Annotated in this window: 12 protein-coding genes and 1 pseudogene; 8 read left to right on the forward strand and 5 right to left on the reverse strand. The window is 67.9% G+C overall.

Annotation, left to right across the window (positions count from 1 at the left end):
- Positions 1–112: 112 nt before the first annotated feature.
- From ACFWZ4_RS01140 to ACFWZ4_RS01150, 3 genes are read right to left on the reverse strand one after another with little or no spacing between them, the layout of a single operon-like run.
- Complete coding sequence (locus ACFWZ4_RS01140; protein WP_439702941.1) at positions 113–1348, reverse strand: hypothetical protein; 1236 nt, start codon at positions 1346–1348, stop codon at positions 113–115.
- Positions 1345–3678 carry a putative bifunctional diguanylate cyclase/phosphodiesterase gene (locus tag ACFWZ4_RS01145; RefSeq protein WP_439702942.1) on the reverse strand — a complete coding sequence of 778 codons (2334 nt, stop codon included), beginning with the start codon at positions 3676–3678 and terminating at the stop codon, positions 1345–1347. Before ACFWZ4_RS01145 ends, ACFWZ4_RS01140 begins: the two co-directional genes overlap by 4 nt.
- 3 nt (positions 3679–3681) lie before the next feature.
- Positions 3682–4326 carry a methylamine utilization protein gene (locus ACFWZ4_RS01150; protein WP_439702943.1) on the reverse strand — a complete coding sequence of 215 codons (645 nt, stop codon included), beginning with the start codon at positions 4324–4326 and terminating at the stop codon, positions 3682–3684.
- A 167-nt stretch (positions 4327–4493) separates the two neighbouring features.
- Between ACFWZ4_RS01150 and ACFWZ4_RS01155 the strand changes: the two genes are divergently transcribed.
- The 4 genes and pseudogenes from ACFWZ4_RS01155 (at position 4494) to ACFWZ4_RS01170 (ending at position 8066) form a co-directional block, all read left to right on the forward strand.
- A complete protein-coding gene (locus ACFWZ4_RS01155; RefSeq protein ID WP_439702944.1) occupies positions 4494–5195 on the forward strand; it encodes a pirin family protein in 702 nt (233 codons plus the stop codon).
- Between the two features lie 59 nt (positions 5196–5254).
- The gene (locus ACFWZ4_RS01160) at positions 5255–6181 is read left to right on the forward strand and encodes a formate/nitrite transporter family protein (protein WP_439702945.1); all 927 of its coding nucleotides are present in this window, start codon (positions 5255–5257) and stop codon (positions 6179–6181) included.
- A gap of 190 nt (positions 6182–6371) precedes the next feature.
- A pseudogene (locus ACFWZ4_RS01165) lies at positions 6372–6919 on the forward strand (2OG-Fe(II) oxygenase).
- Between the two features lie 712 nt (positions 6920–7631).
- The gene (locus ACFWZ4_RS01170; RefSeq protein ID WP_439702946.1) at positions 7632–8066 is read left to right on the forward strand and encodes a cell wall hydrolase; all 435 of its coding nucleotides are present in this window, start codon (positions 7632–7634) and stop codon (positions 8064–8066) included.
- Between the two features lie 71 nt (positions 8067–8137).
- On the opposite strand, the gene ACFWZ4_RS01175 is transcribed toward ACFWZ4_RS01170, so the two are convergent.
- Positions 8138–8620, reverse strand: coding sequence for a glycine zipper 2TM domain-containing protein (locus tag ACFWZ4_RS01175; RefSeq protein WP_439702947.1), 483 nt, complete (start codon positions 8618–8620; stop codon positions 8138–8140).
- A 77-nt stretch (positions 8621–8697) separates the two neighbouring features.
- Positions 8698–9282 (reverse strand): glycine zipper 2TM domain-containing protein, encoded by a 585-nt coding sequence (locus ACFWZ4_RS01180; protein ID WP_439702948.1) that lies wholly within the window; start codon positions 9280–9282, stop codon positions 8698–8700.
- 139 nt (positions 9283–9421) lie between these two features.
- On the opposite strand from ACFWZ4_RS01180, the gene ACFWZ4_RS01185 reads away from it, so the two are divergent.
- From ACFWZ4_RS01185 to ACFWZ4_RS01200, 4 genes are all read left to right on the forward strand, one after another.
- Positions 9422–10240, forward strand: coding sequence for a TatD family hydrolase (locus ACFWZ4_RS01185; RefSeq protein WP_439702949.1), 819 nt, complete (start codon positions 9422–9424; stop codon positions 10238–10240).
- Between the two features lie 84 nt (positions 10241–10324).
- Positions 10325–10861: a MarR family winged helix-turn-helix transcriptional regulator gene (locus ACFWZ4_RS01190; protein WP_439702950.1), complete on the forward strand. Its 537-nt coding sequence runs from the start codon at positions 10325–10327 to the stop codon at positions 10859–10861.
- Positions 10858–12333, forward strand: coding sequence for an efflux transporter outer membrane subunit (locus ACFWZ4_RS01195; protein ID WP_439702951.1), 1476 nt, complete (start codon positions 10858–10860; stop codon positions 12331–12333). Before ACFWZ4_RS01190 ends, ACFWZ4_RS01195 begins: the two co-directional genes overlap by 4 nt.
- Positions 12320–13516 carry an HlyD family secretion protein gene (locus ACFWZ4_RS01200; protein ID WP_439702952.1) on the forward strand — a complete coding sequence of 399 codons (1197 nt, stop codon included), beginning with the start codon at positions 12320–12322 and terminating at the stop codon, positions 13514–13516. The genes ACFWZ4_RS01195 and ACFWZ4_RS01200 overlap by 14 nt, the downstream gene beginning before the upstream one ends.
- The last annotated feature ends 15 nt before the right edge of the window (positions 13517–13531 follow it).

Consider the following 13531-nt stretch of genomic DNA (forward strand, 5'->3'; position numbering starts at 1 on the left):
CGTATGGCCGTGGTTGTGGCGCCCGGACGGACGCTGGCGAGAACGGCGAAGGATAGCAAAGCGCCGCGGCGGTCGGATACGCGGCGGCGACCGATTCCCGCGAAACCGACCTTCAGTAGAACAGGCGCGCGCTCAACTGCATCTGCGTTCCGCCAGTGTGGGGCTGCAATCCGTAATCGGCGCGGGCGGTGCGCGTGCTGTCGATGTGCAGCACCTCGAAGGTCAGGCGCAACCAGTCGTGGGGTCGCCAGTTGAGGGCCGCGGTTATCGCATTGCCGTGCTCGCCTTCATGCAACCCCGGGGTTTCGGGCAGTTCACGCGTACTGAAGTGATCCAGTCGCAGTGCGGGCCGCCAAGCGCCGCGATTCCAGCCGGCCAGAAGGTACGCGGCCCGGTAGCGGGTGGTGAACACCAGGTTCGGCAACGGCTCTATCACGGTGTCGCCATCCATCGCCTGGGCCAGCCAGGTGATCGGCCCGGTGTCCGCGCTGGCGCCCAGGCTCCAGAAGCGCGTGCGCCAGGCGTACAGGCGCTCACCGCCTTCGTAGGGTTGCCAGGCCTGGGGGTCGGCGTGATTGTCGTAGTGCATCAGGCTGATGCGGCCCCAGCCGCGCGCGCGCCACGTGAGCTGGGCGTAGTTGCCCCACTGGTGGCCGATGCGCCGGAACGGGTCGTAGCGCATCGGCGGCTCCTCGCCATCGTCGCGCACATAGGCATCGGGTTCGCGCAGACGGCTGCCGATGCCATAGGCCAGGTCGCTGAGCGACCAGCCGCGGACCGCCAGCAGGTTGCCGGCCGGATCGTTGCGCTGGAACAGCGCGCCGCGCAGTTCCCAACTGGCGATCTCGCCGCGCCGCTCGATGCGACCCTCAGCACCGACGGCGCGCAGCTCCTCGCCGACCCAGCTGTTGATCGCCGAAGGCGTGAGCGTCCACGGACTGGTCCAGCCGATCGCGTCGTTCTCCAGCGAGACCGGCGGGAAGAACGCGCCAGCCTGCACTGACCCGCGCCAGCGCGTGGTCGATACCGGTCGCCAGCGCAGGTAGGCCTCCAGCATGTCGATGCCGGCGCGGTCACCATCCTGCAGTTGCACGCCGGCGAAGGCGAGCAGCGAGGGCGTGAGCTGCGCGGTGCCGGCCAGCGCGGCGCCGCCGAAGCGGGCCTCGACGCCTCCGCCGCCGTAGCGCGTCTTGCCGAGCCCGCCCTCGACCCAGCTGCGCTCGGCCGGCGCGGCCACCAGGCGGCCGTCGACGTAGCCGTGCAGGCTGAAATCCTGGGCGTGGCCCGCCAGCGGCAGCGCGGCCAGGCAGGCCAAAGCAAGCGGGCGGAGACGGAGACCGTGGCTCATGCCACCCCGGCCCGCTCGAAGGCGAAGCCCGCCAGTTCGGTCGCCGGCAGCGGACGCGCGATGAAAAAGCCCTGTGCATGGTCGCAGCCGATCGCCGCGAGTTGTTCCATTGCCCCCTCGTCTTCCACTCCTTCGGCGGTGACCTGGAAACCGAGGCGATGTCCGAGTTCCACGATCGAGCGCACGATGGTCTGGTCGCTCGCGTCGCGAGCCAGGTGGCGGACGAAGGTCTGGTCGATCTTCAGCTCGCTCACCGGCAAGTGGCGCAGATACGCAAAGGCGGACTGGCCTACGCCGAAATCGTCCACCGCAATGCCGACGCCCAGGTCGGCCAGCCCGCGCAGCACGCGGATCGCGGTTTCCGGCTCGCCGATCACGGCGCGTTCGGTGATTTCGACAGTCAGCTTGCCCGGCGGAAGTCCGTGGATGGAGAGCAGGCGCCCGATGCGCAGCGGCAGTTCCGGTTCCCCCAGATCCCGTGCCGAGAGATTCACCGCCACGTTCAGGTCGAGCCCGCGCGCGTGCCAGCGGCTGGCCTGGGCGATGCCGGAGGCCAGCGCCCAGCGGGTAAGCCGCTGGATGTTGCCAGTGTCTTCGGCCATGCCGATGAAGTCCTGCGGCGGCACGATTCCGCGGCGCGGATGATGCCAGCGCACCAGCGCCTCGACACCGTCCACGCGACGCGTGTCCAGGGCGAGTTTGGGCTGGTAGTGCAGCAGCAGGTGATCGTGATCGAGCGCCTCGCGCAGCTCGCCCATCAGCGACAAGCGCTCGGTGCGATGGGGATCGGTCGCCGCGTCGTAGAAGGCAAGCGGGCGGGTCGAACCGGTGGCCGCGAACTGGGCCACTTCGCCGTGGCGCAGCAGCACCGACGCCAGCGCTCCGTCCTCCGGGTACATGGCGATGCCGATCGCCGGCAGGGTATCGACACTGACGTCCGCCTCGACGTAGGAGGCGTTCAACGCATCGAGAATGCGCAGCGCAGCGGCGACCGCCTCGGTGCGGTCCGCGTCAGGCAGCCAGGCGACGAACTGGGTGTCGGTGGCGCGCGCCAGGTAGGCCTTCGCGGCCACGCGCCCCAGACGGATCCCGACCTCGCGCATCAGCCGGTCGTAAAGACCATGGCCCATGGTCTTGATGATGTCGGGCACGCGCGTGAGGCCGACCATCAGCAGAGCGCCGTGGGTCGTGCCGGCGTCCCGCGCGCGATCGATCGCGGCCTCGGCGGCCACGCGGTTGGGCAGGTCGGTGACCTGGTCGTGCAATGCCTGCTGCCGGATGCGCTCCTCGCGCTGGCGGACCGCTTCGGCCATGGTGCCGAAGGCCGCCGCGAGCTCGCCCAGCTCGTCGCGACGGCCGAGGCTGGGCAGCGCACGGTAGTCGCCCGCCTCGATGCGCCGCGCCGCGCCGGCGAGGGACTCCACCGGGCGCGACACGCTGCGCGCGGTCAGCCACGCGCCGATCAGGCCGACCACCAGCCCCAACCCCAGCAGGAACGCCCAGGCGATCACCACCGCGCGGAACGGCCTCAAGGCGTCGCCCAGCGAGTAGCCGAGCACCGCCACCACCGGAGCGCTGCTGCGCGCCTGGCTGAGCGGCTGCGCCAGCACGAGGTATTCGTGCCCCTGGATGCGGCGCACCGCCGGGCTCGTCGGCAGCTGCTGCCCGGCCAGGCTGACGACCAGCCCGGTATGCCTCAGTCCCTGCGCGGCGGCCACCCAGCCCGATGCGTCCGGCCGCACCGCGAGCTCGATGTCGCCAGGCAGCGCGGACAGTTCGCGCAGGTGCGCCAGCAGCGCGTCGTCCAGCGGTACGTAAACCACCACCAGCCCGACTGGCTGGGGCGCGTAGATCGGCACCACCACCACCCAGTACGCCTTGGCCTGCAGCGCCACCACGGCGGCGACGCGCCGGTCGAAGGCATGCTCGACAAGATCGGGAAAGGCGAAACGCTTGCCGTTGGCGTGCGCGTCGGCCGTATCCACCTCGACCACCCCGTCCAGGCCAACCAACTGCATGCGCGAGGCGCCTACGCGGCGGCCGTGGTTGCGCAGCACGGAAAACACCGTGCCGTGATCACGTTCGGCGATCGCCGAGCGCAGGGCGTAGTCCAGCGCCATCACTTCGACGTTGCCGGCCACGCGTGCGGAAAGATCGTCCATCTGCGCCACGAAAGCCTGCGCGTTGACCGCTAGCTGGCGTTCGCCCTCGCTGACCATCGCGCGCCGGGTCACGCCGTAGACCAGCGCGGCCGTCAGCAGCTGTACGGTCACCAGGGTGGCGACGAAGAACAGAGCCAAGCGGAGGCGGAAGCCGACGGCGGCGCGCATGGGTCAGTAATCCAGGTGCTCGCGATCGGTGAACCCGCGCGGGTCGGGAATCAGCGACAGGGTGAAGTCGGCGTGCTGCGCTTGCGTCCCCTCGCCCACCACGGCCACTTGGCTCGGTTGCGCCTGGCCTGGCCGCAGCTGCGGGTGCCATACCGTCACGGTGTAACTTCCCGGCGGCAGCTGTTCGAACACGGCCTGGCCTTGCGAGGGCGTCACCTTGGCACGCCCGGAGGTGATCAGCAGGTAGGCGATCATGTGGTCGTGGATGTTGCAGCCGACCGCGACCAAGCCGGGCTTGTCCAGCGTCAGCGGCGGCGAACTCTCGCCCGGACGCAGCAGGAACTCGAACGCCTTGGCTTCGGAAAACGAATAGACGTGGTGGCGGGTACCGTCGCTGTTGCGGAACACCACGCGGTCACCCGGGTGGACCACCTGCACGTAAGGGATGAAGGTCTCGTCCCGCTGGTCGACGTAGCGGGTGACCGCCGAGGGCGATGGTTCGGTCGAAGGATTGGCCGGGGTCACGGTCACCACCGCGTCGCCGACGGCATGTCCGTCACTGTCGCTGACCCGCACCACCAGTTGGCCGGCCCACGACGCGCCCGCGCAGCCGGCCAGCAGGCAAGCCAACAAAAGTCGCCAGCGCATGACGAGCACTCCTGGATGTCCCCGGCGCTAGCCTAACCCATGCATCCGCGCCCCGGTCAATGGGTGTCGGTTCGCGAACGATCCGTTCAATCCACGCCTATTTGGCAGCGCGGAGCGCACCCTTACCTTGCATGCCTGGCCGCATCCACGCGCGGCAGGAGGTCAACATGATCGAACGTAGGGCTTTTGACACCTTGGGCGGCGCCAACCATGGCTGGCTCGACGCCAAGCACCACTTTTCCTTCGCCGGCTACCACGACCCCGCCCGCATGGGCTGGGGCGCGCTGCGCGTGTGGAACGACGACACGATCGCCCCGCGCAGCGGGTTCCCGCCGCACCCGCACGCCGACATGGAAATCATCACCTACGTGCGAGAGGGTGCGATCAGCCATCGCGACAACCTGGGCAACGAGGGCCGCACCGTTGCCGGCGACGTGCAGGTGATGAGCGCGGGCACCGGCATCACCCATGCCGAATACAACCTGGAGGCCGAATCCACCCGCATCTTCCAGATCTGGATCATCCCGGACCGACCGGGCGGCGCGCCGGCCTGGGGCGCGCGGCCCTTCCCCACCGGGGAGCGGGCCGGCCGCTTCGTGGCGCTGGCCAGCGGCTTCCCCGGAGACACCGACGCGCTGCCGCTGCGCGCGCAAGCTCGTGTCCTGGGCGCGACTCTGCATGCGGGCGAACAGACGGACTATCCGCTGGGCGCGGGCCGCCATGCGTACCTGGTGCCCGCCAGGGGCGCCGTGGAGGTCAACGGCGTGCGGCTCGATGCGCGGGACGGCGCAGCGATCAAGAACGAACCTTCGTTGCGCGTGACCGCACTGGAGGATGCCGAACTGGTGCTGGTCGACGTGTCCGCCTGAAGCGACGCTTCGCATACGGAAGCCGTCGTAGCGTGCCGTGGCCGTCGGAGGACCACTGCATGCCCCAACCAACCGGACGCCAGCGCGCCAACGCCGCGGAAGATCCGAACGAGGTCGACGCCCGCGACGGCTTCTCGCTCTCGCGCGAGGAGCGGGGCGAAGTCGAGCAGAAGCGCCCGCCACGCGTGGCGGTGCTGCATGAAACGATCCGCCTGGAAGGCGAGGAGGAACTCAGCCGGGGCCTGCTCGCGCTGAGCCTCTCCGCGCTGGCGGCAGGGCTGTCGATGGGCTTTTCGATGCTGGCGCGTGGGCTGCTGCATCGGCACCTGGAAGGCGTGCCGGGTGCCTTCCTCGTCGAAAGCCTGGGTTACCCGTTTGGCTTCCTGGTGGTGATCCTGGCGAGGCAGCAGTTGTTCACCGAAAACACCATGACCGCGGTGCTGCCGCTGATGACGCATCCGAGCCTGCGCAAGCTCGGCTCGCTGCTGCGGCTGTGGTCGGTGGTGTTCGCGGGCAACCTGGTCGGCACCGCGCTGTTCGCTTACGGCATTCTGCACATGCAGTTGTTCGACGAGGCTACCCGGACGGCCCTGTTGGACATTGGTGCCGAGGTTATGGGCAACACGCCGTGGCAGATGTTCACCAAGGGCATCGTTGCCGGCTGGCTGATTGCCACGATGGTATGGCTGTTGCCGGCAGCGGAGTACGCGAAGATCACCGTGATCGTGCTCACCACCTACCTGATCGCGCTGGGTGGCTTCACCCACATCATCGTGGGATCGGTGGAGACGTTCTACCTGGTGTTCGCCGGGGGACTGTCCATCGAGGGCTTCGTCACGGACTTCGCGCTGCCGACGCTGGCCGGCAACATCGTCGGCGGAAGCTGCATCTTCGCGCTCATCAGCCATGCGCAGGTGCGCGGCGACGAGGCCGAGGAGGAAGCGCAAGATACGGAGGGTGCCGGAACGCGCAACGGGCGATCCTGAGGGCATGACCGACGACCTGCTCGCCAACGACCCTCGCGCCGATGCGTGTCATGCCATCGACTGGCCAACCGTCCACGCCGCGCTCGATGCGCACGGTCACGCCCTGTTGCCAGGCCTGCTGGCACCGAGGATCTGCCGCGAAGTGGCTGCGCTCTATTCCCGTCGCGAACACTTCCGCAGCCGGGTCGTCATGGCCCGGCACGGCTTCGGCCAGGGCGAATACCAGTACTTTGCCTACCCCCTGCCTGCGCAGGTCGAGGCACTGCGCACCGGCATCTATCCCCGGCTGGTACCGCTTGCCAACCGGTGGAACGAAGCGATGGGAATTGACGTTCGCTATCCGCTGGCCCATGCCGACTACCTGGCGCGCTGCCATGCGGCCGGCCAGGTGCGACCCACGCCCTGCTGCTGCGCTACCAGTCGGGCGACTACAACTGCCTGCACCAGGACCTGTATGGCGAGCACGCTTTCCCGCTGCAGGTCGCCGTGCTCCTGTCTGCGCCTGGTGTCGATTTCAGCGGAGGCGAGTTCGTACTCACCGAGCAGCGCCCGCGCATGCAGTCGCGTGCCGAAGTGGTACCGCTCGCGCAAGGCGATGCGGTGATCTTCGCGGTTCACCACCGTCCCGTGCAGGGCGCCCGCGGTTGCTATCGGGTGAACCTGCGGCACGGCGTGAGCCGGTTGCGCAGCGGCACGCGCCATACGCTAGGCATCATCTTTCACGATGCAGCCGGGTAGCGTGCACTCATGCGCAAGCGGCAGTCCGCGGCTTTATGTCTTCCAGTCGCGCCGACGACTTGTCATGCATGAGCGCGGCGACACTCGGTGATCAGTGTGCGGAAGGGCTTCGCCCAAACCGTGCCGGATGCATCGATCCGGTGCGGCGCAAATGACACCTCGTTCACGCGACGCGCCTTCACAATGACTTTGGTGCATGATCGGCCACTCCTCTTGCGTCGCGACAAATCCACAACGCCGCGTGATCCACACTCTTCACCCGCTCGCGATGCTCGCTGGATGAACGTGAGCCAACTTTAAATTGCACCAATACGGCACTTGCCAGCAGGCATCACCGCCACTACGCTCCCGCCGAATCGAAAATGATGCCCATCGCTCACGGGCATCTGCACGCGACGAACCGGAGGGGTCCGGATCGGCGCGACCCGGCAGAAAGATCGCCGGATGGAACCACCGCTGTAAGCGGAAACAATCCAAGCAGCAGCCGCAATCTCGCAGACCGCCGCCGGTCGCGATTGACAGTGCGCGCGCAAACGATCACGCCGGCTCCGGACCAGCCGGCTCCAACGCCACACTCCCGTGGCAAAGCGTCGCGACTCCTGTTTCGGTCGCGGCGATCAATCCAGGTGGTAACGGCCTGCCCGCCCGTCCACCGCAACGGCGCTCGAGATGGAAGTTTCATCCCGCGCGTACAGCACGCTGGAGGCAGACAATGAAACTTTCCATGCTGTTGTGGCTGACGTCCGTACTGCCCCAGCCGATCGCCGACCAGGCCTGCCTGGCGACGACCGTGTACCTGGAGGCGCGCAGCGAGTCGACCATCGGTCAGCTTGCTGTCGCGGAAGTCGCGCTCCGTCGCCGCGAACGCGGCCGCTGGGGCGATACCGTCTGCAAGGTGGTGGCCGCGCCGCACCAGTTCGCCATCACCGCCACGCCCGGTTCCTACGACATCGCCAACTTCAAGGCCTTCACCAAGGCCTGGAAGATCGCCGGCGATTCGATGGAAAACTGGGCCCTCCCGCTGGCCCAGCGCCAGCTGCTCGTGCCGCACGCGGATCACTTCGCCACCGTGGCGATCGCACCGGCCTGGTCGCTCAACCACACAAGCACGACCATCGGCGAGCATCGCTTCTACGCCGTCAACTGATTTCGTGCGGCAGCAAAAAAAAAGACCCTCGCGAGAGGGTCTTTTTTTTGGCCATTTTTACGTCCGAACGGTTACATGCCGTAGACGTGATCGCCGCGGATCTCGGCATAATCCCCGACACGAAGTCCAGGGTCTTCCTTCTGGGTAACGGTCGCGTACTGGCCGTTGTTGAGCCGAAGCGTGACGCGCCAACCCATTTGCCCGCCACCGGATCGCTTCCCTACCTCATGACCGACCACGCCACCCGCGACGGCGCCCGCCACGGTGGCCGCCTGCTTGCCCTTGCCTCCTCCCACCTGATGCCCAAGCACGCCTCCGGCGACAGCGCCAATGACGGTACCGAGCGTCGCATTGTTGTTTCCTTCGATGGGGACCTGTTGCACGTCCTGTACCACCCCGCAGTTCTCGCAGCGCGTACTGCCGTAACCGGAGCTCTGGTAGCCCCGGTTGTTGTAGCCACCGTTGTCACTGGGTCCCGTGGCGCAGCCACCGAGGACCAGGCTGCCCGCCAGTGCGGCGGCCAGCGCAAAGTTGCGATTGCGTTCGAACGTCATGGCGCGACTCCTCGGTGTGGGGTGAGCAGATCATCGCGCGCGGTCCGTCCATGGACCGCATAGGTTGTGTCAGCTTGTCAATGCGCGTCGGAAACGGCGACGACGCCCTCCTGCACCTGGACCCGATCACCCGGGTCATGGTCCATCCGCACGGTGCGGGTGACGCCGTTGTACTCGTAACGCACGTTGTAACCGACCACCTTGGTGCTGCTGTCGTTGACCGTCTCGCACTTGCGCTCGGTCGTCGTGGTGACGGTCGGCTGCTGGCGCTTCTCCTGGATCTTCTTGCCGGCGTAGCCGCCCGCGACCGCGCCAGCGACCGTTGCAAGGGTCTTGCCCTTGCCGCCGCCGACCTGGTGGCCTAGGAGGCCACCGGCGACGGCACCGATTGCCGTGCCGGCGATCTGGTGCTGGTCCTTGGGCGGTTCGCTGTGCGTGACCGCTTCGTCGTGGCACACCTGGTGGGGGTTGTTCACCGTCTTGCGTACCGGATCCACGCTCACCACGCGCGCGTACTTGACGCCGTTGTCCGCGGCCGTGGCGCTGGACTCGGCATTGGCCAGGCCGGCATCGGCGCTGGCGTCGCGGTTGCAAGCCGAAATGCCCATCGCGAGCGATGCCGCGATTCCCACCTGAAGCGCATTGACTATCAACCTGTTCATGACTTACCTCTCCTTCGTTTCATTGCGGCGCAGCGGGCGCGCCATGCGTCCACCATTCACCTGCGGAACCATTGAACCTTCGCCATACTGAATCCGGCCTAGACATTCTTACCTACGCGCAACCCCAGGTGACGAACGCGTGACGGAACACTCACATCCGCCCCTGTCCCGGCCCGGCCCCTGGCTGGTCGACAGCCATGTGCACATCGACGACGCAAGCTTCGACGGCGATCGCGCGCAAGTCCTCGCGTGCGCAGCCGCCGCGGGCGTGCGGCAGATGATCGTGCCCGGCGTCGACGCCTCGAGCTGGCCGCGCATCGACGCGCTGTGCCAGGGGCACGAGGAACTCTACCCGGCCTACGGCCTGCATCCGCTGTTCCTCTCGCGACACCGTCCCGAGCATCTACGACTGCTGCGCGAACGCCTTGGTCACGGTACCGCCGTCGCACTGGGCGAGATCGGGCTGGACTTCTACGTGGAGGAGCTCGACCGCGACGTTCAGCAGCATTACTTCGAGGAACAATTGGCGCTGGCCGAGGAGTTCGGCTTGCCGGTGATCGTGCACGCCCGCCGCGCGGTGGAGGAGATCGTGCTTGCCTTGCGGCGATTCCCGGGCCTTCGTGGCGTCGTGCACAGTTTCGCAGGGAGCGAGCAGCAGGCCGAGCGGCTTTACGAAATGGGTTTCATGCTCGGCATCGGCGGTCCGATCACCTACCCGCGCGCAAAGCGGTTGCGACGCCTGGTGTCGGACATGCCGATCGATTGCCTGTTGCTGGAAACGGACGCGCCCGACCAGCCTAACGCGGGGCACCAGGGCACGCGCAACGAGCCGGTTCGCATGCTGGAAACGCTGCAGGCGGTTGCCGAGCTGCGCGGCGAGACACCCGAGGCCATTGCCGCGGCCACCACGGCGAACGCCTGCCGCCTGTTCGGCCTGCCGCCCCCGGAGCTGTCGTAGGAGCCCGCTCCTGGAGCTACCGGCACTTGCCTGTCTTTCGCGCCCGCGCTATTTTTGTTCACTGGTGAAATATGAGCTGGTGAAATGGCACGTCTGGGCGACTGCATCGCGATGATGGACGAGGGGATCGGCCGCGTGAGCCAGGTTATCCCCGACATGCCAGCGACCGAGGCGCGTCTCACCCGCCTGCTGCTCATGGTGGGCCATGCCTTCGACGAAGCCGTGGAAGAAGCGCTCAAACCCAACAAGATCAACCACAGCGATTTCCTCACGCTGATGATCCTGTACAGCCGCCCCGACGGCAGTTCCACGCCGGGCGAACTCTGCGAATACACCTCGCAGGGCGCGACCAACATGACCCGCATCGCCAACGCGCTGGTCAAGCGCGGGCTGATCACCCGCGGCGCCAGCGAGGAAGACCGCCGTCGCGTGGTCATCCGTATCACCCCCGCCGGGCGGCGCTTCGTGCAGAAGCTGCTGCCGCCTCTGTTTCCGCGCGTCAGCGCGGCATTCGTCGGATTCAACGAGGTCGACAAGCGCAGTTTCGGCCGCCTGCTGCGCAAGCTCGCGGACAACCTCGATCAGCTGGACGAGCCCATCTCCCCGAAGGACGTTCCATGAAACCTGCCCTGCTCCGCCTTCGCACCGCGCTGGCCGCGGCAACCGCGCTGGCGCTGGTCGCATGTGCCACGCCGCCGGCGAAGCTGTCCTCGCCGCAGCTTCGCGACGACGTGCCGCTCGCCGGTCTGGAAACCGCCACGCGCGCCGGCTGGCCCGACGCGCAGTGGTGGCACGCCTATGGCGATCCGCAGCTCGACGATCTGATGGACCGCGCCTTGCGCCAGGCACCGGATCTCGCACTGGCGCAGAGCCGTGTACAGAGCGCCGAGCAATCCGCACGGCTGGCTGCGGCGCAAATGGGGCTGACGGTCAACGGCAACGTCCAGTACTCGCGCCAGCGCATGAGCGAGCACGGCCTCATTCCTGCGCAATTCCTCGGCTTCACCTGGTACAGCCAGGCCGACCTCGGCGTGCAGTTGAAGTACGAATTCGACTGGTGGGGCAAGAAGCGGGCGACGGTGGAAGCGGCGCTGGACCAGGCGCACGCCGCCGAGGCGCAGCGCAGCGCGGCCGCACTCGCGTTGCAGTACGCGGTCGCCAGCACCTACTTCGGTTGGCAGGCCGACCAGGCCAGGCTTGCGCTCGCCGACCGGTCGCTCGCAGCCGGGGAACAGCTACTGCACATCGCCCAGCTGCGGGTTCGCCAGGGCGTGGACCTGGCGGACACCGCCGAGCAGGCGCAAGTACAACTGGCGCAGCTGAAACAGATGCGCACTGCGCTCGAAGGCTCGGCCAGGGTGCGCCGCGTGGTGCTCGCCTCGCTGCTGGGTGTCGCACCCGCCGAATTGCCTCAGCTCAAGGTCCGCCCGCTTCCCGGCGTGGCACCGGGGCTTCCTGAAAACGCGAGCCTGGACCTCATCGCCCGTCGTCCGGACATCGCAGCCAGCCGCTGGCAGGTCGAGGCGGCCCTCAAGCAGACCGACGTGGCGCGCGCGCAGTTTTTTCCGGACCTGAGCCTGACCGCGCTGGCCGGGCTGTCCAGCATCGACATGGGCAAGCTGTTCACCGCCGGCAGCCGCGTCTTTGCGGTGACGCCGGCGCTGCACCTGCCGATCTTCGAAGGCGGCGCGCTCGAGGCGAACTATGGCCTCAGTCGCGCCCAGCTCGACAGTGCCGTGGCGCAGTACCGCAGCACCGTGCTGGCGGCAGTGCGCGACGTCGCCACGCAGGCGCTGGGAGCCGAGCAGCTGGCCGCGCAGCGCGAGCAGCAACAAGCGCAACTGACCGCGGACGGACGCCTGCTCGCCAACGCCCAGGCGCGCCTGCACCAGGGTGTGCGCGATGGTCGCGAAAGCCTTGCCGCCGAACTCGTCCTGCTGCAGCAGCGCGACGCGGCTACCCAGCTCCACGCGCAGGCATTGGCGACCGATCTGGCGCTGATCAAGGCGCTAGGCGGCGGCTACCGCAGCGAATTCCATTCCGAAACCGCATCCACCTCCCCTTCCCCCGGAGTCGACCATGAGCGCCACTGAAGCCGACAAGCCAGCCGACAACGACAGCGGCCTGGCCGCCAAGGATCCGGCCAAGCGCCGCCGCGTACTGATCATCGTGGCCGCCGTGTTCCTCCTGGCCGCGCTCATCTGGCTGCTGCTATGGCTGTTCGTGTTCTCGCACCGCGAGAAGACCGACAACGCCTACGTCGGCGGCAACCAGGTGACGATCTCCGCGCAGGTGCCCGGCACCGTGGTAGCGATCATGGCCGACGACACACAGCGCGTGGAGGCCGGCCAGGTATTGGTCAGGCTCGATCCGACCGATGCCCAGGTTCGGCTCGCGCAAGCGCGCAGCGCGCTGGCCCAGGCTGTGCGCGGCGTGCGCCAGCAGACCAGCTCGGCCAGCGTCGCCGATGCGCAGGTGACCGCACGCAAGCTGGAACTGGACAAGCTGGAGGCCGACTTGAAACGCCACCTGCCGCTGGTTGCCGCGCACGCCGAATCGCCGGAGATCGTGCAGCACCTGCGCGATGGCGTGGCGCAGGCCCGTGCCGGGCTGGAAGCGGCCAAGGCGCAGGCCGCCGCCGCGCATGCCGCAGTCGAAGGCACTGACGTGGCCGAGAACCCGGCCGTGCTGCAGGCCCGCGCCAACTTCCGCGCCGCCTGGATCGCCGCGCAACGCAACGCGATTCTGGCGCCGGTCTCCGGCTACGTGGCCCAACGCAGCGTGCAGTTGGGCAACAGCATCGCGCCCGGCCAGCAGCTGATGACCGTAGTGCCGCTGCATGACCTGTGGATCGATGCGAACTTCAAGGAAGGCCAGTTGCAGCACATCCGCATCGGCCAGCCGGCGACCGTCGAAGCCGACATCTACGGCGGCGACGTCGAATACCACGGCAAAGTGGTCGGACTGGGCGCAGGTACCGGCAGCGCCTTCTCGCTGCTGCCGGCGCAGAACGCCACCGGCAACTGGATCAAGGTGGTGCAGCGCGTGCCGGTGCGCATCGCACTGGACAACAAGGAGCTGGACAAGCACCCGCTGCGCGTGGGCCTGTCGACCGACGTGACCGTGGACATCTCCGACGATCGCGGCCGGGTGCTGGCGCAGGCGCCGACGCAACAGCCGGTCGCCCAGACGAGCGTGTACGACCGCCTGACGGGCCAGGCCGATGACGAGGCCCGGCGCATCATCCAGGCCAACCTGCCCCGCGCCGCCCAATAACCTGAAGGCCCCGCC

Source organism: Frateuria sp. GZRe12 (assembly GCF_051900535.1).
In the GTDB taxonomy this organism is placed as follows: Bacteria; Pseudomonadota; Gammaproteobacteria; order Xanthomonadales; family Rhodanobacteraceae; genus Frateuria_A.